The organism is Streptomyces sp. NPDC050658 (assembly GCF_044457025.1).
Lineage (GTDB): Bacteria > Actinomycetota > Actinomycetes > Streptomycetales > Streptomycetaceae > Streptomyces.
Genome location: NZ_JBITGM010000007.1, coordinates 1 through 21,160, shown reverse-complemented (window position 1 = coordinate 21,160; position 21,160 = coordinate 1). Strand labels below are relative to the sequence as shown.

Sequence of the window (21,160 nt, the reverse complement as noted above, 5' to 3'; positions counted from 1 at the left end):
ACCGGCGCCCCGGACGCAGACGCCCCCGGCCTCAGACGCGCCCGGCAGCCGCCTTCTCGCGGCGCGGCAGCAGCAGTGGCGTCGCCAGCAGGAGGACTCCCGCCGCGGCGGTCGCGGTCCGGGGGCCGGTGACGGCGGCCAGCAGTCCCCACAGGGCGGTCTGGGCCGCGATGGCGGCGCTGCTGCTGACCGACCACGCGGACAGCGTGCGGGCGACCCGGTCGGAATCGGTGTGCTGGAGCCGGTGGGTGGCGAGCACCGGATTGAACACGGCGCAGCAGGTCACCAGGCCGAGCTGGACGACGATGACGAGCACCATTCCGGGCACGCCCGGCTGGACGAACGCGAGGCCGATGGGCCAGCACGCCCGCAGCCACCCGGCGGTGCGCAGCACCCTGTGCTGCCCGAACCGTGTCACGAGGCGGCGCGCGAGGCGTGAGCCGACGAGCCCGCCGACGCAGGGCGCCGCGAACACCAGCCCGTACTGCCAGGGCGCGAACCCGAGCGGGCCGAGGAGCAGCACGGCCATCAGCGGCTCCGCGGCCATGATCAGGCCGTTGACCGCGATCGCGTTGAAGAACAGCGGGCGCAGCGTCCGGTGCCCGAGGATGTGGCGCCAGCCGTCGAGGAGATCACCTGCCCGCGGTCGAGGGGGGCTCGTCCGCGCGGGGCGCGGTTCCGTGCCGCCGATGGCGCGGATGCCCAGGGCCGAGAGCAGATAGCTGACGGCGTCGACCAGCACGGTCGTCACCGGTCCGAGCGCGGCGATCGCGGCTCCGCCGAGCGGCGGTCCCACCATCGTCGAGGTCCAGGTCGTGGACTCGAACCTGCCGTTCGCGACGAGCAGGTCCTGCGGCGGAAGCAGCGACTTCAGGAACGCGCCGCCGGCCGCCGTGAAGGCGATGTTCGCCGCCGCGACGACGACGGAGACGACGAGGAGCTGCGCGAAACTCAGCGCGCCGAGCGCGAACGCGGCGGGGACGCTGAGGAGCGCCGCGAACCGGATCAGGTCCATCGCGATCATGACCGGCCGCTTGCGGCGGAACTCCACCCAGGGCCCGAGCGGCACCGCGACCACAGCGCCCACCGCCCGCCCCGCGGCGGCCAGCGCCGCCACCTGGGCCGGACCGGCGTGCAGGACGAGGATCGCGATCATCGGAAAGGCGCCGAACCCCAGCGTCGTACCGTACGAACTGACGGCGAACGACGCCCACAGCCACCCGAAGCGCCTGCCCAGCGCCCGTCTCCCCGTCATGCCCCACACATCTCTCGCGCCACCCCGAACACACACTTGGCTCACGCCGCCCGAACAACTGCTCGCTGACCGTCGACATCAAAGCGAGTGGCAGAGTGCGAGATCAAACAACCGACCGCTCAGCAAAGCACAACCGCCGGTTGTGTCACCAAGTCGCCGGGTCACTACGATGACCGGCGTGGATCTCGATGCTGTGCGGACCTTCGTGATGGCCGCGGACGCGGGGCGTTTCCAGGACGCCGCCGCCGAATTGTCCGTCACCCAGCAGGCGGTCTCCAAGCGCATCGCCACGCTGGAGAAGGTCCTCGACGTGCGGTTGTTCACACGTACCGCGCGGGGAGCGAAGCTCACCATCGACGGGCAGGCGTTCCTGCCCCACGCCCGGGACCTGCTGCGGGCCGAGGAGCGGGCACTCGCCTCCGTCCGCGTCGGACGCCGCGCGCTGCGCGTCGACGTGATCGGCCGGCGGCTCGCCCCTGCCGGTGTCCTCGGCGGCTTCCACCGCGCGCGACCCGAGGTCGACCTCGACGTCGTGACGCTCTTCGACGTCGACGCGGCCGTCGACGCCCTCCGGTCCGGCACGATCGACGCGTCGTTCCGCGCCGTCACGATGCCCGGACTGCGGCTCCCCGACGACATCCGGGCCGCCCCGGCCTTCGATGAACCCATCCAGCTGCTCACCGGGCCGGACCACCCGCTGGCCGCCGCCCGCGCGGTCGCCGCCGCGGAGATCGCCGGGCACCGGATCTGGATGCCCGGCATCGTCTCCGGCACTGAGTGGGCCGCCTACTACGACGCGCTGGCCGCCGCGTTCGGGCTCACCATCGAGATCACCGGCCCCGACTTCGGCACCGAGCCCCTCCTGGACACCATCGCCGACTCCCGGACGCTGGCGACCTTCGTCGGCGAGCAGACCCGCCTCGTCTGGCCCGCCGACCACGGGCTGCGCCGCATCGCCGTACGGGACCCGGCACCGGTCTACCCCCACTCCCTCCTGTGGCACCGAGACAACCCGCACCCGGCGCTCACGGCGCTGCGCGAGCACTTCACCTCGGGCGGGTCCGAGCGCCGTGCCTCCGGGACCTGGATCCCGGAATGGGCGGAGTGAGCGTCACCTCCACGGGCGAGTTACCACAGGCATTCACATGGTTACTCTTCGTGACGAGTCGCCGCTCGGGATTCGCCCGCCGGCACGACCGAGATCCGGGGTCCGTGATGTTCCTGCTGCCAGCCGCCAAGCGCCTTCCCGTCCTCGTGGCACTGGCCTCCGTCGTCCCCGCGGTCGGCGCGGCCCCAGCGGCCGCGGAGAGCTCCGGGCTCTTGGGGCAGTGCTCGGTCAGTGTCCACGCACCCGAGCACGCCGGGAACCACGTCTGGGCCAACACACCCTGGAACTGCGGCAATCTGCCCGCGGACGGCGGCGCGAAGATCTATCTCTACATCCTCCGGGACGGTGAGGTGGTGAAACGGGCGGAGTTCTGGCAGAAGGGTCCCTTCAATCTCACCTTCGCGACCGCCGTCCCCTGCGTGGGCGGCAGCCACACCTACCAGATCCGCGCGCACGGCTGGGACACCGACCTCGTCCAGTACGACGTCCACAGCCCGGCCGTGACGCTTCCCTGCTGACCGGTGCGGTGGCCGGTCAGGCCAGCTTCCTGAGCAGCTCGGCTGCCACCGGTGCGGCCGATGCGGGGTTCTGGCCGGTCACCAGGTTGCGGTCGACCACCACGTGCGGCGCCCACGCCTCACCGACCACGACGTTCACGCCGGCCTCGGTGAGGCGGTCCTGGAGCAGCCAGCGCGCCTTGTCGGCGAATCCGCTCTGGGTCTCCTCCTCGTTGGTGAACGCGGCGACGTCGTATCCCTTGAAGGAGTTCGTGCCGTCGGCCTTCGTCGCGGCGAGCAGCGCGGCCGGGCCGTGGCAGACCACGGCGAGCGGCTTGCCGGACTCCAGGGCGAGGGTGAGCACCTCGCCGGAGGCGGCGTCGGCGGAGAGGTCCTCCATCGGGCCGTGACCGCCGGGGTAGAAGACGGCGGCGTAGTCGTCGAGGCGTACGTCCTCCAGCCTGATCGGGGAACCCAGTTCGGTGAAGGAGGCGAGGCCCGCGGCAACCTGGTCGGCGCCCTCCTGGCCGCCGTTGAACTGGGGCGCGAGGCTGGCCTGGTCCACGGTGGGGACGACACCGCCCGGAGTGGCGACGACGATCTCGTGACCGGCGGCCTTGAACGCCTCGTACGGCGCGACGGCCTCCTCGGCCCAGAAGCCGGTGGGGTGCTTGCTGCCGTCGGCCAGCGTCCAGAAGTCGGTGCCTGTGACGACGAAAAGAATCTTCGACATAGGGGGCTCTTCTCCGAGGAAACGGGTCCGCCCGTGCGGACCCGGAGTGATGGTGTGTGTCGGTCGCGCGATGTCTTCGACCGTAGGCCCCCTGCGGGACGGTGACCAATGAGGGATCCAATGCCCGCCATAGGTTCCTTCATGGCAGGTGGCATAGGGCTGTCCTAGGCTCTCCGTCGTGAGTCATAGAGATGTCGATGGCAAGGCTGAGGTCCGTCCGGGTGCCCGGCAGCCGCCCGCCCTGCCCGACCTCAACCTGCTGCGCACGTTCCTCGCCGTCTACCGGCTCGGTTCCTTCACGGCGGCGGCCCACACCCTCGGGGTGTCGCAGCCCACCGTCACGACACAGATCCGCTCCCTGGAACGGCAGACGGGGCGTGAGCTGTTCGAGCGGCTGCCCCGTGGTGTCGTCCCGAACTCCGTCGCCGACGAACTGGCGGCCCGCGTCGCGGCCCCGCTCGACGCGCTCGGCCGGGCCGCGGGCTCCGGCACTGGCGAGGGGGCGCGGGCCGAACCCGTGCACCTGGCAGGACCCGCCGAACTCCTCGCGACGTTCGCGCTGCCCGCCCTCGGGCCGCTCGTGGCCGAGGGCGTGCGGCTCCGGGTGACCCCGGGCCTGACCGATCCGCTCCTGGACGAGCTGCGCGCCGGACGCCACGACCTGGTGATCGCCACGTCACGGCCCCGAGGACGCGCCCTGACCTGGGTGCCGTTCACGGACGAGGAGTTCGTCCTGGTCGCCGCCCCCGTCTGGGCGGACCGCGTCAAGGAGCGGCTGGCCGAGGAAGGGCCCGGCGTGCTGCACACCGTTCCCCTCGTCTCGTACGCGGAGGACCTGCCGATCGTCCGCCGGTACTGGCGGCATGTCTTCGGCAAGCGGCTCGACTGCCGTGCGGCCGTCACCGTGCCCGACCTGCGCGCCGTCCTGGCCGCGGTCGTCGGCGGCGCCGGATTCAGCGTGCTGCCGCGCTATCTGTGCACCGCCGAACTGGCCTCCGGGGCGCTGGTCCCGCTGGGCGACCCGGAGGATCCGCCGATCAACACCGGATTCCTCGTGCGGCGTCCGGGCGTCTGCGCCAACCCGGACGTCGACCGCGTACGCGATCATCTGGTGGCGGCGGCGCGGACGGGCTGACGGTCAGACGCGGACTGCGGACCGCTCGGCGAGGACGCGCAGGGCGAGTTCGCCCCAGCGGATGTTCTCCCGCTCGAACTCCATGCCCCGCAGCAAGGTGAGGTAGGGGCCGATGCGCTCCGCCTCCGCCAGATGCCGCTCCTCGGTGCGCCCGCCGAGGAGCTTGGCCTGGAGCCGTTCGTAGCGGGCGAGTTTGGCCCGCGCCCACTCGACCCGTTCGGCGATCGAGGCCCGGACGGCGTCGGCGTCACCGGCGTCCACGCCCTGCACCTTCACGAGCAGTTCGTCACGGATCGCGGTCGGCTTGGCGGGCGGCTCCTCGCTGTAGGACCGCACGGCGGCGAGACCGGCGTCGGTCAGGCTGAACAGGCGCTTGTTGGGGCGCCGCTCCTGCTCGATGACGCGGGCAGTGATGAGCCCGTCGGCCTCCATGCGCTCCAGCTCGCGGTAGAGCTGCTGGGGCGTCGCCATCCAGAAGTTGGCGACCGAGGCGTCGAAGCCCTTGGAGAGGTCGTATCCGGAGGCCTCGCCCTCCAGCAGGGCGGCCATCACCGCGTTGCGCAGGGCCATGCCGGTCAACCTAACAGTGGGTTTGTCCGGTCAACAACGTGACTAGGGGCGCCCTTCGGCGGCCTCACGCGCGATCCGGTCGAACTGGGCGCCCATCGCCTCGGACAGCGCCTGCGCGGCGGAGAGCGGGCGGACCATGACGGTGAAGTCGTCGATCTTCCCCTCCTCGTCGAAGTGGAGGAAGTCGCAGCCCTGGATCTGCTTGCCCGCCACGGTGGCCGTGAAGACCAGGGCGTGATCGCGGCCGCCCGGATCGGCGATCTCCCGTACGTAGGAGAAGTCCTCGAAGACGCGCAGCACGCCGCGCAGGATCGCGGCGGTGATCGGCTTGCCCGGATACGGCTTGAAGGCGACCGGGCTGGTGAAGACGACGTTCTCGGCGAGCAGTGCCTCGACGGCGGCCTCGTCGCGGGCCTCCACGGCCTTGCGGAAGGGGTGCACGGGATCACCTCTAGTCAATTAATTGAATAGGTGTGTCGGAGAGTATTGATGTCGACGGGGGTTGTCCACCCCTCGGCTGCGTCGGGCAGCCCCTCCTGTGGTGTTTGAGAGGCTCACGAGCCGCCTCCGAGTCGGCCCCGCCAGACTGGACGCAAGGAAACTGCACGCCCGTTCGACATCGGGGCGGTCGTCTGTCCGTCGCGGCAGTCGCCTGCGTACCGAGGCAGTCGCCTGCGATCCGGGAGCAGGCGTGATCGACCAGAAGAGGCTCACCCACCGGCGGACCGCCGGCCCCGCACCTCAGAGGAGCTCGGCACCGCGGCCGCTCACTCCTCGCGACTGAAGGAAAGTGAGCACGCTCTTGAACGTGTCGTCCGATTCCCGGGATTCCGCACGTCTGGACGATGGCATCGCCGTCATCGGCGTGGCCTGCCGCCTGCCCCGGACGCCCGGCATCCACCCCTTCTGGCAGCTCCTGGTCTCCGCATCCCGAACCGGCGCCGAGAACCCCGCGCTCCTGCGCGAACTCGCCGGGGAAGCCCTGGAGGACGCGAACACGGTCACCGCGAGGCTGGACGACGAATCCACCGGCATCTTCGTCGCCGCCGTCGAGGGCGAGAACGTCACCGTCCTGCACCACCAAGGCCTCGACGGCGCGCCCGGCCGCACGACGGGCCCGACCCTTGAACCCGCCCTGCTGGCCGTGCACTTGGCCTGCGAAAGCCTCCGGTCCGGAGAGTCCGGACTTGCCGTCGCCGGTGAGGCCCGCAGCGGGGCGGCGTCCGAAGTCCCGTCGGGTGAGCCGCAGTTCGGCGCTCTTGCCGTCCTCAAGCCACTGCGCCGGGCCGTCGCCGACGGCGACACCGTCCACTGCGTGATCCGCGACAGCACGGCCGACGACGAGGGAGCGATCGACGTGGGAACAGGTGACGTGGGAACGAGTGACGTGGGAACGAGTCACGTGGGAAGTTCAACCGTCCTGCCTTGGGTGATCAGTGGACGCAGCGCGCGGGGACTGCGGGCGCGGGCGGCGCGGCTGGCCGGATGGACGCGGGAGAACGACGGCATCGAAGTCGCGGACATCGCGGGCGCGTTGGCATCCCGACAGCCCGCGTTCGAGCACCGCGCGGTGGTGCTGGGAAGCGACCGCGAGGCGCTGCTCGCCGGTCTGGGGGAGGTCGAACGGGGCCTTCCGGGCGCCGGCGTGATCACGGGAACGGCGGCGGCGACGGCGGCGGAAGAGGTGCCGGGCAAGGTGGCCCTGGTGTTCCCGGGGCAAGGGGGGCAATGGGCCGCCATGGGACGGGAGTTGTACGCATCGTCGCCGGTGTTCGCCGCCCGGATCGACGCCTGCGAGCGGGCGCTGGCGCCATACGTGGACTGGTCGTTGACCGACGTGCTGTGCGGAGCGGCCGACGCCGCCTCCCTGGAGCGCTCGGACGTGGTGCAACCCGCGGCATGGGCGGTGATGGTCGCGCTGGCGGCGGTGTGGGAATCCCTGGGCGTCCGCCCCGACGCGGTGGTGGGCCACTCGATGGGCGAGACCGCCGCCGCGGTGGTGTCGGGCGTGCTGTCGCTGGCCGACGCCGCGCGCCTGATGGCGCTGCGCAGCCGGGTGGTCGTGGAACTGAGCGGCCAGGGCGGCATGCTGTCGGTCGCGGCGCCCGTCGCGCGAGTACGGGAGTGGTGTGCCGCCTGGGGCGAGCGGGCCTCGGTGGCGGCGGTCAACGGCCCGACGGCGGTGGTGGTCTCCGGCGAGCCCGCCGCGCTGGACGGACTCATCGCCACCTGCGAGGCCGACGGCGTCCGGGTCCGGCGCATCCCGGTCGACTACGCCTCGCACTCTCCCCAGGTGGACCGGATCATCGGCCGCCTCGAACGGGAGCTGGCCTCAGTGACTCCGCGGGCGGGACGGATCCCGCTCTACTCGACGGTGGAGGCCGCCTGGGTGACGGGGGAGACGCTGGACTCCGCGTACTGGATCCGGAACGAGCGGCGGCCGGTGCGGTTCGACGAGGCCGTGCGCGGGCTCTTGGACGAAGGGTTCAGGCACTTCGTCGAGTGCAGCTCCCACCCCGTGCTGACCGTCGGGATCGAGGAGACCGCCGCGGCCATGGGCGTGGCCGACGCGGTGGCCACCGGAACACTGCGCCGGGGCGAGGGCGGCCTCGAACGGATCGTCGCGTCGGCGGCCGAGGCCTTCGTCAGCGGCGTACCCGTCGACTGGAGCACGCTCACCCCGAACAGCCAGGTGCAGCTGCCGAGTCACGACGCCCCGAGCGGGCGCGGCCGGACCGCCGCGGACGTCTCCGCACTCGATCTCGTCCGCACGCAGGCGGCCGTCGTGCTCGGCCACGCCACTCCCGACGCGGTGACCGCCGACCGCACCTTCAAGGACCTCGGATTCGACTCCCTCAAGGCCGTGGAACTCCGCCGCAGGATCAATGCCGTCACCGGACTCCGGCTGCCGACGAGCGTGGCCTTCGACCATCCGACGCCCGCCGCCCTCGCGGCGGAGATCCACGCGCGGCTGACGCACGGCGGAAGCTCCGTGGACGAGGCCGCCGAACCGGCGACGGCATCCCCGCACGACCACGACGACCCCATCGCCATCGTCGGAATGAGCTGCCGCTTTCCCGGCGGCATACGGTCGCCGCAGGACCTGTGGCGCTTCGTCGCCGACGGCGCCGACGCGATAGGGGAGCAGCCGACGGACCGGGGCTGGGGCGTCGACGGCTACCAGGGCGGATTCCTTTACGACGCGGGCGAGTTCGACGCCGCGTTCTTCGGCATCTCACCGCGTGAGGCGCTGGCGATGGACCCGCAGCAGCGGCTGCTCCTGGAGGCCTCGTGGGAGGCGCTGGAGCAGGCGGGCATCGACCCGCACTCGCTGCGCGGGAGCCGCGGCGGTGTCTTCGTCGGAGCGATGTCGGGCGACTACGCGCACCGCTTCCGCGAGACCCCGGAGAACGTGGCGGGCCACGTCCTGACGGGCAGCGCGGGCAGTGTGGTCTCCGGCCGGGTCGCCTACACCCTCGGCCTAGAAGGCCCCGCGGTGACCGTCGACACCGCGTGTTCGTCGTCGCTGGTGGCCCTGCATCTGGCGGCGCGGGCGCTGCGCGACGGGGAGTGCTCGCTGGCGCTCGCGGGCGGGGTGACCGTGATGGCGACGCCCTCGATGTTCGCGGAGTTCAGCAGGCAGCAGGGCCTCGCGGCCGACGGCCGGTGCAAGGCGTTCTCGGCCGACGCGGACGGCACGGGCTGGGCCGAGGGTGTGGGCGTCCTGGTGGTCGAGCGGCTGTCGGAGGCGCTGCGGCGCGGTCACCGGGTGTGGGGAGTGGTGCGGGGCTCAGCGGTGAACCAGGACGGCGCGTCGAACGGCCTGACGGCGCCGAACGGTCCGGCCCAACAGCGGGTGATCCGGCAGGCGTTGGCGGACGCCGGGGTCGGCGCCGCCGATGTGGACGTCGTGGAGGCCCACGGGACGGGGACGCGGCTCGGGGACCCGATCGAGGCCCAGGCCCTGCTGGCCACCTATGGCAGTGCGCGGCCCGAGCCGGGGTCCGAGCCGGTGTGGCTGGGCTCGCTGAAGTCCAACATCGGGCACGCACAGGCGGCCGCGGGCGTGGCGGGCGTCATCAAGATGGTGATGGCATTGGGCGCGGAAGTGCTGCCCAAGACGCTCCACGCGCAGGAGCGTTCCCCGCACGTCGAATGGTCGTCGGGCGGCCTCGACCTGCTGACCGAGGCGCGGGACTGGCCGCGGCCCCCGGACGGCAGGGCGCGGCGCGCGGCGGTGTCCTCCTTCGGGATCAGCGGCACCAACGCGCACGTGATCCTCGAACAGGCCCCGGCCCAAGAGCCGGTCTCCGACGAGGAGCAGACGGTACGTTCCGGGGCCGTGCCCTGGGTGACGAGCGCACGTGGCGCGCAGGCGCTCCAGGCTCAAGCGGGCCGCCTCCTGGCCCACTTGACCGGCCCGGGGTCCGGCGCGAGTCCGGCGGATGTCGGCTACTCCCTGGCCACGGGGCGGGCGACCCTGGACCACTACGCGGTGCTGACCGGCGACGACCACGAGGAACTGCTCGCCGGCCTGACGGCTCTGGCCGAGGGCCGGGCCGCGGCCAACCTGGTCCAGGGCCGGCAGCCGGACACCGGCGGCCGGACCGCGTTCATGTTCACCGGCCAAGGCGCCCAACGGCTTGGTATGGGCCGAGAGTTGTACGACGCGTTCCCGGTCTACGCCCGCGCATTCGACTCCGTCGTGGCCGAGTTGGACCGGCACCTCGGCGAGCACGCCGGGAGCCGGTCACTGCGCGAGGTGATGTGGGGAACGGACGCGCCCCTGCTGGACCGCACCATCCACACCCAGTCCGCACTGTTCGCCTTCGAGGTGGCGCTGTTCCGCCTGCTCGAGTCCTGGGGCGTGCGCCCGGACTTCGTGACCGGACACTCGATCGGCGAGCTGGCGGCCGCCCATGTGACCGGGGTGCTCTCCCTGCCGGACGCCGCCGTCCTCGTGGCCGCCCGCGGCCGCCTGATGGACGAACTGCCGGACGGCGGGGCGATGGTGGCGGTGCAGGCGACCGAGGACGAGGTCCGCCCGCTGCTCACCGACCGGGTCGGGATCGCCGCCGTCAACGGACCCGACGCCGTGGTGCTTTCCGGCGCCGGGGATGTGGTCGACGAGCTGGCGGCGCACTGGGAGGCGCTGGGGCGCAAGACTCGGCGGCTCGCGGTGAGCCACGCCTTCCACTCGCCCTTGATGGACCCGATGCTCGACGCCTTCCGGCGGACGGCCGATGCGCTCACCTACTCGGCGCCCGAGGTCACCCTCGTATCGAATCTGACCGGGACACCGCTCCCGGACGAGCAGCCGATACCGGCGGCGGAGCACTGGGTGCGGCACGTCCGCGAGACCGTGCGGTTCGGCGACAGCGTGCGGCATCTGCGCGAACAGGGCGTCACCCGCTTCGTCGAGCTGGGGCCCGACGGCGTACTGACCGCCCTGGCCCAGCACTGCCCCGACACCGCAGGCCGGCTGATGGTGCCGACCGCGCGGCGCGGCCGCTCCGAGCGGGCGACGCTCGCCCAGGCTCTCGGCCAACTGCACGCGGCGGGCGCGAGCGTCGACTGGGACGCCTTCTACGCCGGTTCGGGCGCCCGACGGACCGAGCTGCCGACCTACGCCTTCCAGCACGAACGGTTCTGGCTCGACTCCGAGTCCGCCACCGGCGATGTGACGGCCGTGGGCCTGGAGCGGGTCGAGCACCCGATACTCGCCGCGGCCCTGCCCCTGGACGACGGGGCCGTCCTGACGGGACGCCTGTCCGCCGGAAGCGTGCCCTGGCTCGCGGACCACCGTGCCGGCGGCGCGGTCGTCGTACCCGGAACCGGCCTGGCGGAGATGGCGATCCGTGCGGGCGCCCGCCTCGGCTACCCCCAGCTGGACGAGCTGACCCTGCACGCCCCGCTGGTGATCTCCGCCCAGGGCACGCTGGATGTCCAGGTCAGGGTGGGAGCGGGGAGCACGCCCGAACAGCGCCAGGTGGACCTGCTGGCCCGGCGCACCGGCGAGGACGACTGGGACCGGCACGCCTCGGGCGTCCTGGTTCCGGGGCCGACCGTCACGGAAGAGCGGCTCGCAGAATGGCCTCCGCGCGGCGCGACGCCGGTCGATGTGGATGACGTGTACGAGCGTCTCGCGGTCGGCGGCCTCGAGTACGGCCCGGCCCTGCGTGGCCTGGAGGCCGTCTGGCGCGGCCGGGACGAGGCCTTCGCGGAGGTGCGGCTGCCCCAGGGGACGGCGGATCAGGCGGACCGGTACCTGGTGCACCCGGCGCTGTTCGAGGCGCTGCTGCACGCGGTGTTCGCGAGCGACGTGCTGCCGGGGGCGGCGGGGAACGGGACCGGCGCGGGGGCCACGGGCGCGGGGGCCGGGACGGGCGCGGAAGTGCGGCTTCCGTTCGCCTTCTCCGCAGTGGCCGTCCACGCTGTCGGCGCCTCCGAGCTGCGGGTGCGGCTGACCGCCGTGGACACGGACACGGTGGCGGTGTCGGCATGGGACGCGGCCGGCGATCCCGTGCTGACCGCCGGGACGGTGGTGCTGCGGCCGGTGTCCGACGAGCGGATGCGGGCGGCGGTGTCGGCCGGCCGGGACGTTCTGTACCGCGTGGCGTGGGAGCGGCAGGAATCCCCGGCGGCAGAGGCGATCGGGCTCGGGCCGGACACGCTGTGCGTGGTCGTCGCCGGTGGCGGGCTCGCCGGGGAGCTGTCCGCCGCCGGAGTGGCGGCCGAGGAACTGGGCGCGGGCGCGCCCGCCGACGGACCGCTCACGCGGCGGGTACGGGCCGGTCTCGGCGCGGCGCTGGCGGCGGTCCAGTCGTGGTCGACGGGCGAACGCGCCGCCGACGCGCGCCTGACGCTGGTGACCCGCGGGGCCGTGGCGGCACTGCCGGGCGCGGACGTCGACCCGGTGCAGGCCGCGATATGGGGCCTGGTGCGCACGGCACAGACGGAGCACCCCGGCAGCTTCCAGGTGGTGGACGTCGACGACGACCCGGCGTCCGTCGCGGCGGTGGCCCGGGCGCTGCGATCGGCGCAGCCGCAGATCGCCGTACGCGCGGGCGGACTTCACGTGCCGCGCCTCGTACGGGCCGGGGCCCCCGCCCTGCCGGACGACGCGGCGCAGGACGCCCCGCGCGGCCGGACGGAAGGCGGCTGGAGGGACTCCTCGCTGCTCGTGACGGGCGCGGGCGGCGTCGTGGGCTCGGCCCTGGCCCGGCACGCCGTGACCGAATACGGCGTGGGTCATGTCGTCCTGCTCAGCCGCAGAGGCGAGCAGGCACCCGAAACAGCCGCGCTCGCGACCGAACTGCGGGACCTCGGCACCTTGGTCACCGTCGAGGCGTGCGACGCGGCCGAGCGGGACCAACTGGTGGGCGTCATCGCGCGGTTGCCCGAGGAGTTCCCCCTGCGCGGGGTGATTCACGCCGCCGGGGTCGCGGCGGACGCGGTCCTCCAGGCACTCACACCGGACGACCTGGACCGGGTACTGCGGGCGAAGGCCGACTCCGTCGCCTGGCTGGACGAACTGACGCGCGACCTCGACCTGGAATGGTTCGTGACGTGCTCGTCCGCCGCGGGATGGTGGGGAACCGCGGGGCAGGCCAACTACGCCGCCGCGAACGCCTGCGTCGACGCGCTGACGCAGAAGAGGCGCGCGGCGGGCTTCCCCGCGCTGTCCCTCGCCTGGGGACTCTGGGAGGAACGCAGCGAACTCAGCAAGGGACTGACCGAGGCGGACCTGCTGCGCCTGGCCCGCACCGGCATCGCCCCGCTGCCGACTACCGAAGCCCTGACCGCCTTCGACACGGCACTCGTCCTCGACGAACCGGTCCTGCTGCCGATCCGCCTGGACACCCGGAACCTCACGATCAGCGGCACGCCTCCGCTCCCCCCGCTGCTCACCGCGTACGCACGCAAGGAGGCACAGCGGCCACCGGCGGCCCAGCCGCGCAATGCCGTTCCGGCGGGCACCGGCACCCTCAAGGAACGCCTGGCGGCCATGACGGACGACGAGCGGGACCTGTCCCTGAAGCAACTCGTCCGTGACGAGGCGGCAGCGGTCCTGAACCACAGCAACCCCGCCGCCGTCGACCTCGACCGCGGATTCCTGGACCTGGGCTTCAATTCGCTCACCGCCCTCGAACTCCGCAATCGCATCGGGGCGACGGTCGGCATTCCGCTGCCCTCGACCACGATTTTCGACTACCCGACACCGGGAGCGCTGGCGAAATACCTGTCCACCCGGCTCGCGCCCAGCCGCGAGGACGTACTGACATCCCTGGGCCGCGACATCGACGCGATGGCCGAGCGATTCGACGCGATCGGCGACGAGACGATGCGGGCCGAGATGGCGGAGCGCCTTCAGGATCTGCTCTCTCACTGGGCAAGCGGCACGGGCGGCGCCACCAGCGCCGGAAGCGGACGCGGCACCGATTCCGCGGGGGCGGATCCGGACGGGCACGGCGACATCGAGTCCGCGAGCGCGGACCTCATGTTCGACCTCATCGACGCCGAGTTCGGCCAGTCCTGACGGAACGCTCCTAGGTCCTGACCGCCCCATTCGAGGCTTTCCACATTTTTTTCGAGGAGGAATAAAGATGAATGCGAATGAGGAAAAGCTCCTCGAATACCTCAAGCGCGTCACGGCCGACCTGCGGCAGGCCAACCGCCGTATCCAGGAAGCGGAGCAAGCGAGCCACGAGCCGATAGCGATCGTCGGGATGGGCTGCCGCTTCCCCGGCGGGGTCACCTCTCCCGAGGGCCTGTGGCGGCTCGTCGCCGAAGGCGCGGACGTGCTCGGCGATTTCCCGGACGACCGCGGCTGGGACCTGGAGAGCCTGTTCGACGACGACCCGGAGAGCCTCGGCACGAGCTATGCGAGGACGGGCGGCTTCCTGGACGACGCCGCGGGATTCGACGCCGCGATGTTCGGCATTTCGCCGCGTGAGGCGCTGGCGATGGACCCGCAGCAGCGGCTGCTCCTGGAGACCTCGTGGGAGGCCCTGGAGCGTGCCGGTATCGACCCCCGTTCTCTGAAGGGCACTTCGGGCGGGGTGTTCATGGGAACGAACGGCCAGGACTACGGGCGGGTGGTCCTGGAGGAGGGCTCGGGCTCGTTCGAGGGCTATGTGGCCACGGGCAACGCGGCCAGCGTCGTGTCGGGCCGCGTGGCGTACACGCTGGGGCTGGAGGGCCCCGCACTCTCTGTGGACACGGCGTGCTCCTCGTCACTGGTGGCCCTGCATCTGGCGGCGCAGGCGCTGCGGAGCGGGGAGTGCTCGCTCGCCCTGGCCGGTGGTGTGACCGTGATGGCGACGCCGAACTCGTTCATCGAGTTCAGCCGGCAGCGGGGACTGGCGCCGGACGGCCGGTGCAAGGCGTTCGCGGCGGCTGCGGACGGCACGGGCTGGGGCGAGGGAGCGGGTGTCGTCGTGGTGGAGCGCTTGTCGGACGCGCGCCGCAACGGGCATCGGGTGCTTGCGGTGCTGCGCGGTTCGGCGGTGAACCAGGACGGGGCGAGCAGCAGTCTCACGGCGCCGAACGGCCCGTCCCAACAGCGTGTGATCCGGCAGGCGTTGGCGGACGCCGGCCTGAGCGCCGCCGAGGTGGACGCGGTGGAGGCACACGGCACGGGCACCACACTGGGCGACCCGATCGAGGCGCAGGCACTCCTGTCGACGTACGGCCAAGGACGTCCTGAGGGCAGCCCGTTGTGGCTGGGCTCGCTGAAGTCGAACATCGGTCATACGCAGGCTGCCGCGGGCGTGGCCGGCGTCATCAAGATGGTCATGGCACTGCGGGAAGGCCTGCTGCCGCAGACGCTGCACGTCGATGAGCCGTCGCCGCACGTGGACTGGTCCGCGGGCGAGGTGGAACTGCTGACCGAGGCACGGGACTGGCCCGACGTGGACCGGGCCCGACGGGCGGCGGTGTCTTCCTTCGGGATGAGCGGCACCAACGCGCACGTGGTCCTGGAGCAGGCCCCGGAGCCGACGGAGGACGAGGGTTCCGTACGTCCGGGGGTCGTGCCCTGGGTGCTCAGTGGCCACACCGCGGAGGCACTGGAGGCACAGGCGGCACGCCTTGCGGACTGGGCGCGGGAGAACGGCGACGGCGACGGCGGTGGCGTCGACATCGGCGGAGTCGCGGGCACGCTGGCGACCGGGCGGGCGGTGCTTGAGCATCGTGCGGTGGTGGTCGGGGGCGGTGGTGGGGAGCTGCTGGGTGGGTTGGCGGCTTTGGCTGGTGGTGGTGTGGCGGGGAATGTGGTGCGGGGGCAGTCCGGTGTGGGTGGCCGGGTGGTGTTGGTGTTTCCGGGTCAGGGTTCTCAGTGGGTGGGGATGGGGCGGGAGTTGTATGCGTCCTCGCCGTCCTTTGCCGCTCGAATCGATGAGTGCGCGGCGGCGTTGGCGCCGTTCGTGGACTGGTCGCTGACGGATGTGCTGTGCGGGGTCGAGGGTGCTGCGTCGTTGGAGCGGGTGGATGTGGTGCAGCCTGCGTCGTGGGCGGTGATGGTGGGTCTGGCGGCGGTGTGGGAGTCGTTGGGTGTGCGTCCGGGTGCGGTGGTGGGTCACTCTCAGGGTGAGATTGCGGCGGCGGTGGTGTCTGGGGCGCTGTCTTTGGAGGACGGGGCGCGGGTCGTTGCGCTCCGCAGCCGGGTGATCGGTGAGGAGTTGGCCGGTCTCGGTGGGATGGTGTCGGTGGCGGCGCCTCTGGAGCAGGTGCGGGAGTGGCTTGAGGCTTGGGGTGAGCGGATTTCGGTGGCTGCGGTCAACGGGCCGTCCTCCGTGGTGGTTTCGGGTGAGCCTGGGGCCTTGGACGACCTGGTGGCCGCCTGTGAGGCCGAGGAGGTGCGGGTCCGGCGTATCCCCGTGGACTACGCCTCGCACTCGGCGCAGGTGGAGCGGATCGAGGCGGCGCTGCATGAGGCGTTGGCGCCGATCCGTCCCGGCCGGGCCGGTGTCGGGTTCTACTCGACGGTCCTGGACGCCTGGGTGCCGGGGGAGACGCTCGACGCCCGGTACTGGTACCGGAACCTGCGGGAGACCGTCCAACTGCGGCGGGCCGTCACCGCGTTGGCGGGCGAAGGCTTCGACGTCTTCGTCGAGTGCAGTGCCCATCCGGTGCTTGCCGCCGCCGTCGAGGACGCGCTGGTCGACGCCGGGTCCCCTGGAGCCGTCGTGACCGGGACGCTGCGCCGCGACGAGGGCGGCCTCGGGCGTGTCCTCGCCTCGGCCGCCGAGGTGTTCGTGCGCGGCGTACCGGTCGACTGGAGCACGGTCACCGGCGCCCCGAACACCTCTGTGGATCTTCCCACTTACGCCTTCCGGCACCAGCGCTACTGGCTCGAACCGCAGCCGGGGAGCGGCGCCTCGGATCCGGCCGCCCTGGGGCTGCGTGGTGTGGGGCATCCCCTGCTGGGTGCGGCGGTGTCGCTGGCCGACGGCGGCGGGGTGGTGCTGACGGGACGGTTGTCCGCGGCCCGGCCGGGCTGGGTGACGGATCACCGGGTGGGCGGTGCGGTGGTGGTGCCGGGGACAGCGCTGCTGGAGATGGCGGCGCGGGCCGGGGAGCAGGTGGGCTGTGCGCGGGTCGAGGAGCTGGTCCTGCACACGCCGTTGGTGATTCCCGCCGACGACGCCGTCGACGTACAGATCGAGGTGACGGCCGCGGCCGAGGACGGCAGCCGGTCGGTGACGGTTCAGTCCCGCCCGGACACGGCCCTCACCGAGAGCCCGTGGACCGCCCACGCCGACGCCTCGGTGAGCACGGGCCGCGCGACGTCCGCCGAGCCGCTGCCGTCATGGCCGCCGGCGGGCGCCGAGCCCATCGAGACCGAAACCGTGTACGCCGACATGGCGGACCGAGGCTTGGAGTACGGGCCCGGCTTCCGGGGTCTTGAGGCCGTCTGGCGCGGAGAACGCGACGGCGAGGTCTTCGCCGAGGTGCGGCTGCCGCAGCCGCTGGTGGAACAGGCCGGGCAGTACATCCTGCACCCCGCTCTCTTCGACGCCGTACTGCACGCCGTCGTACCGAGTGGACTCCTGTCGCGCGCCGGCACGGACCCGCAGGCGCGGCTGCCCTTCTCGTGGAGTGGCGTCGAGATCCAGGCGGCCGGTGCCTCGGTCCTGCGCGCACGGCTGACCGCGCTGAACGACGACTCGGTGGCGCTGACCCTGTGGGACGCGGCCGGTGGGCAGGTGGCCACGGTCGACGAGCTGATGGTCCGGCCCGTCGGGCCCGACGAACTGCGGGCGATCGGCGCTCGCGGGAACGACGACTCGCTGTTCCGTCTGAGCTGGCAGCCGCTGCGGGCCGACGCGGGGGCGGCCTCCGGGCGCTGGGGGCTCCTGGGCCCGGACGCGCTCGGGCTGCGGGAGGTACTGGAGGCGGGCGGCCTCTCGCCGACGCCGTTCGATTCGCCGGGCGGCATCGGTAACGGCAACGGCAACGGCATCGGTACCGGTACCGATGCCGATGCCGATGCCGATGAGACCGTGCCGGAGACGGTGCTGCTGGCGGTCCCCAGTGGAGTGGCCGACGGGTCGCAGGACATACCGGGCCAGGTGCATGACCTGGTGTGCTCGGTCCTCGACACCGTGCGGGAGTGGCTCGCCGACGAGCGCTTCTCGCGGTCGCGCCTGGTCGTCGTCACGCGCGGCGCGGTTTCCGTTGGCGACGGCGTTCCCGTTGGCGATGGCGTTCCCGTGGGCGACGACGCGGAAGCCCCCGATCCGGTCGCCGCGGCGGCCTGGGGTCTGTTGCGGAGCGCCCAGACGGAACACCCGGACCGTTTCGTGCTGCTGGACCTCGATCCCGCGGCTGACGGCGACCTTCGCGACACGGCTGACGCTGTCCGGGCGGCGCTCGGCACCGGCGGTGCGCCGCAGCTCGCCGTGCGGTCCGGCACGGCCTTCACGCCGAGTCTGGTCCGCGTCACGGAATCGAAGCAGGCGCACGCCCAGGACGACGCGCGGCCGATCGATGTCTCCGGCACGGTCCTGGTGACCGGGGCCTCGGGCAAGCTCGGCGGCCTGATAGCCCGTCACCTGGTGGCGGAGCACGGTGTACGACGGCTGCTCCTGACGAGCCGCAGGGGCCCGGCGGCCCATGGAGCCGACGAGCTGCGGGCCGCGCTGGCAGCGCTCGGGGCCGAGGCGACCGTCGTCGCCTGCGACATGGCCGACCGCACGGCGGTGGCGGAACTGCTGGCCGGAATCCCGGCCGAGCACGGCCTGTCGGCGGTCGTCCACGCGGCCGGCGTCCTGGACGACGCCGTACTGGAAGCCCTGTCACCGGAACAGGTGGCCGCCGTGCTGCGGCCCAAGGCGGACGCGGCATGGCATCTGCACGAGCTGACGCAGGACATGGACCTCTCGGCGTTCGTGCTGTTCTCGTCGGTGGCGGGCACGCTCGGCAGTGCGGGCCAGGCGAACTACGCCGCCGCCAACGCCTTCCTCGACGCCCTGGCCGCCCTCCGCAGGACACGCGGGCTCGCCGCATCGTCCATGGCCTGGGGACTGTGGGCCGAGGCCAGCGGAATGACGGGCCACCTGGACCAGACGGACCTGCGGCGACTCGCCCGCCTCGGGGTGGCGCCGCTGTCCACGGCGGCGGGCCTGGCGGCCTTCGACGCGGCGCTGCGGCTCAACGCACCCGTCGTCGTACCGATACGCCTCGACACACGAAGCCTGGCGAAGGCCACGGAGGGGGCGGTGCCGCCGCTGCTCGCCGCGTATGCGCGCACCTCGGCGACACGGCGACGGGACGCGGCCGCGGATTCCCCGCCGTCGGCCACCGGTCTGGTGGACCGGCTGCGCACCCTCACCGCGGACCAGCAGCTGGAAACCCTGCTCGAGCTGGTGAACAAGCATGTCGTGTCGGTCCTCGGCGGGCGCGAGGACGCGATGACCTCCGTGCAGACGGAGACATCCTTCAAGTCGCTCGGCTTCGACTCCCTGACGTCGGTGGAACTGCGGAACCGCCTCAACCGCGAGACCGGCCTGCACCTCCCGGCGACGCTCGCCTTCGACCGCCCGAATCCCGGTGCGGTGGCCGCATTCCTCCAGACGGAGCTGACGGGAGCACTGACCGCCGACGCGCCTGCCCATCGGGCCGCCGCCACCACGACCTCGGCGGACTCCGCGAACGACGAGGATCTGATCGCGATCGTGGGAATGGGCTGCCGTTTCCCGGGAGGCGTGGAGTCTCCGGAGGAGCTGTGGCGGCTGGTCGCCGACGGCGTCGACGCGATCGGCGAATTCCCCGCGGACCGCGGCTGGAACCTGGAGGACCTGTTCGACGACGACCCGGATCACTCGGGGACCAGCTATGCGCGCACGGGCGGATTCCTTTACGGGGCCGCCGAGTTCGACGCCGGGTTCTTCGGTATCTCGCCGCGTGAGGCGCTGGCGATGGACCCGCAGCAGCGGCTGCTCCTGGAGACCTCGTGGGAGGCGCTGGAGCGTTCGGGCATCGACCCCCGCTCGCTGAGGGGCACTCGGGCCGGCGTCTTCACGGGCGTCATGTACAACGACTACGCAGCCAGGCTGATGCACGCCACCGAGGGACTCGAGGAGTACGAGGGCCAGCTCGGCAGTGGCAGCGCGGGGAGCGTGGCGTCGGGCCGGGTGGCGTACGCGCTGGGGCTGGAGGGTCCTGCGGTTTCCGTCGACACGGCGTGTTCGTCGTCGCTGGTGGCCTTGCATCTGGCGATACGTGCGTTGCGGAGCGGGGAGTGTTCGCTGGCGCTGGCGGGTGGCGTGACCGTGATGGCCACGCCGTCGATGTTCGTGGAGTTCAGCCGTCAGCGGGGGTTGGCGGCGGACGGGCGGTGCAAGGCGTTCGGGGCGGGTGCGGATGGCTTTGGTCCGGCCGAAGGTGCGGGTGTCTTGGTCGTGGAGCGGCTGTCCGATGCGCGTCGCCATGGGCATCGGGTGCTTGCGGTGGTGCGGGGTTCGGCGGTCAATCAGGACGGGGCGTCGAATGGGCTGACGGCACCGAACGGACCCGCCCAACAACGGGTGATCAGCCAGGCCCTGGCGGATGCCGGAGTGAGTGCCGCCGACGTGGACGTGGTGGAGGCGCACGGGACGGGCACGAAGCTCGGGGACCCGATCGAGGCGCAGGCACTGCTGTCGACGTACGGGAAGCGGGCCTCGGATCAAGAGCCGTTGTGGCTGGGCTCGTTGAAGTCGAACATCGGTCATACGCAGGCGGCTGCGGGTGCGGCGGGTGTCATCAAGATGGTGATGGCGCTTCGAGAGGGTGTGCTGCCGCGCACGCTGCACGTCGATGAGCCGTCGCCGCATGTGGAGTGGTCCTCGGGTGGGGTGGAGTTGCTGGCCGAGGCGCGGGATTGGCCGGAGGTGGGTCGTCCGCGACGGGCGGCGGTGTCTTCCTTCGGGATCAGTGGGACCAATGCGCATGTCGTGCTGGAGCAGGCTCCGGAGCCTGTCCAGGAGGTCGGCGGTGGGGATTCTGTACGTCCGGGAGTCGTGCCCTGGGTGCTCAGTGGCCACACCGGGGAGGCACTGGAGGCGCAGGCGGCGCGGCTCCTCGCCGATCTGACCGGGCAGGAGTCCGGGAAGAGCCCCGAGGATGTCGGGTTCGCGCTCGCCACCGGGCGGGCGGTGCTTGAGCATCGTGCGGTGGTGGTCGGGGGCGGTGGTGGGGAGCTGCTGGGTGGGTTGGCGGCTTTGGCCGGTGGTGGTGTGGCGGGGAATGTGGTGCGGGGGCAGTCCGGTGTGGGTGGCCGGGTGGTGTTGGTGTTCCCGGGTCAGGGTTCTCAGTGGGTGGGGATGGGGCGGGAGTTGTATGCGTCCTCACCGTCCTTTGCCGCTCGAATCGATGA

At 72.3% G+C, this 21,160-nt stretch carries 9 protein-coding genes; 5 read left to right on the top strand and 4 right to left on the bottom strand.

Translation table 11 applies throughout. The features are described from left to right. Positions 1-31: 31 nt before the first annotated feature. Complete coding sequence (locus ACIBKX_RS24165) at positions 32-1,255, bottom strand: MFS transporter (protein ID WP_363276028.1); 1,224 nt, start codon at positions 1,253-1,255, stop codon at positions 32-34. Between the two features lie 169 nt (positions 1,256-1,424). Here ACIBKX_RS24165 and ACIBKX_RS24160 point away from each other — a divergent pair, with 169 nt between their 5' ends. Together ACIBKX_RS24160 and ACIBKX_RS24155 are read left to right on the top strand one after the other, a co-directional pair. Further along, positions 1,425-2,363: a LysR family transcriptional regulator gene (locus ACIBKX_RS24160; RefSeq protein ID WP_363276027.1), complete on the top strand. Its 939-nt coding sequence runs from the start codon at positions 1,425-1,427 to the stop codon at positions 2,361-2,363. 107 nt (positions 2,364-2,470) lie between these two features. Next, entirely contained in the window at positions 2,471-2,881 is a 411-nt protein-coding gene (locus ACIBKX_RS24155) for a hypothetical protein (protein ID WP_363276026.1), read from the top strand. A 16-nt stretch (positions 2,882-2,897) separates the two neighbouring features. On the opposite strand, the gene ACIBKX_RS24150 is transcribed toward ACIBKX_RS24155, so the two are convergent. Beyond that, a complete protein-coding gene (locus ACIBKX_RS24150) occupies positions 2,898-3,593 on the bottom strand; it encodes a type 1 glutamine amidotransferase domain-containing protein (RefSeq protein ID WP_363276025.1) in 696 nt (231 codons plus the stop codon). A 178-nt stretch (positions 3,594-3,771) separates the two neighbouring features. On the opposite strand from ACIBKX_RS24150, the gene ACIBKX_RS24145 reads away from it, so the two are divergent. Then, positions 3,772-4,728, top strand: a complete 957-nt coding sequence (locus ACIBKX_RS24145) for a LysR family transcriptional regulator (RefSeq protein WP_399376019.1) — start codon at positions 3,772-3,774, stop codon at positions 4,726-4,728. A gap of 3 nt (positions 4,729-4,731) precedes the next feature. On the opposite strand, the gene ACIBKX_RS24140 is transcribed toward ACIBKX_RS24145, so the two are convergent. After that, complete coding sequence (locus tag ACIBKX_RS24140; RefSeq protein WP_363276024.1) at positions 4,732-5,298, bottom strand: PadR family transcriptional regulator; 567 nt, start codon at positions 5,296-5,298, stop codon at positions 4,732-4,734. 42 nt (positions 5,299-5,340) lie between these two features. Beyond that, on the bottom strand, positions 5,341-5,739 hold the full coding sequence (locus ACIBKX_RS24135; RefSeq protein ID WP_363276023.1) for a nuclear transport factor 2 family protein: 399 nt from the start codon (positions 5,737-5,739) through the stop codon (positions 5,341-5,343). 367 nt (positions 5,740-6,106) lie between these two features. Between ACIBKX_RS24135 and ACIBKX_RS24130 the strand changes: the two genes are divergently transcribed. Both ACIBKX_RS24130 and ACIBKX_RS24125 read left to right on the top strand, forming a co-directional pair. Further along, entirely contained in the window at positions 6,107-13,837 is a 7,731-nt protein-coding gene (locus ACIBKX_RS24130) for an SDR family NAD(P)-dependent oxidoreductase (RefSeq protein ID WP_363276022.1), read from the top strand. A 28-nt stretch (positions 13,838-13,865) separates the two neighbouring features. Continuing rightward, positions 13,866-21,160, top strand: a 7,295-nt coding sequence (locus ACIBKX_RS24125; protein WP_399376148.1) for a type I polyketide synthase, incomplete at its 3' end; no start/stop codon positions are given.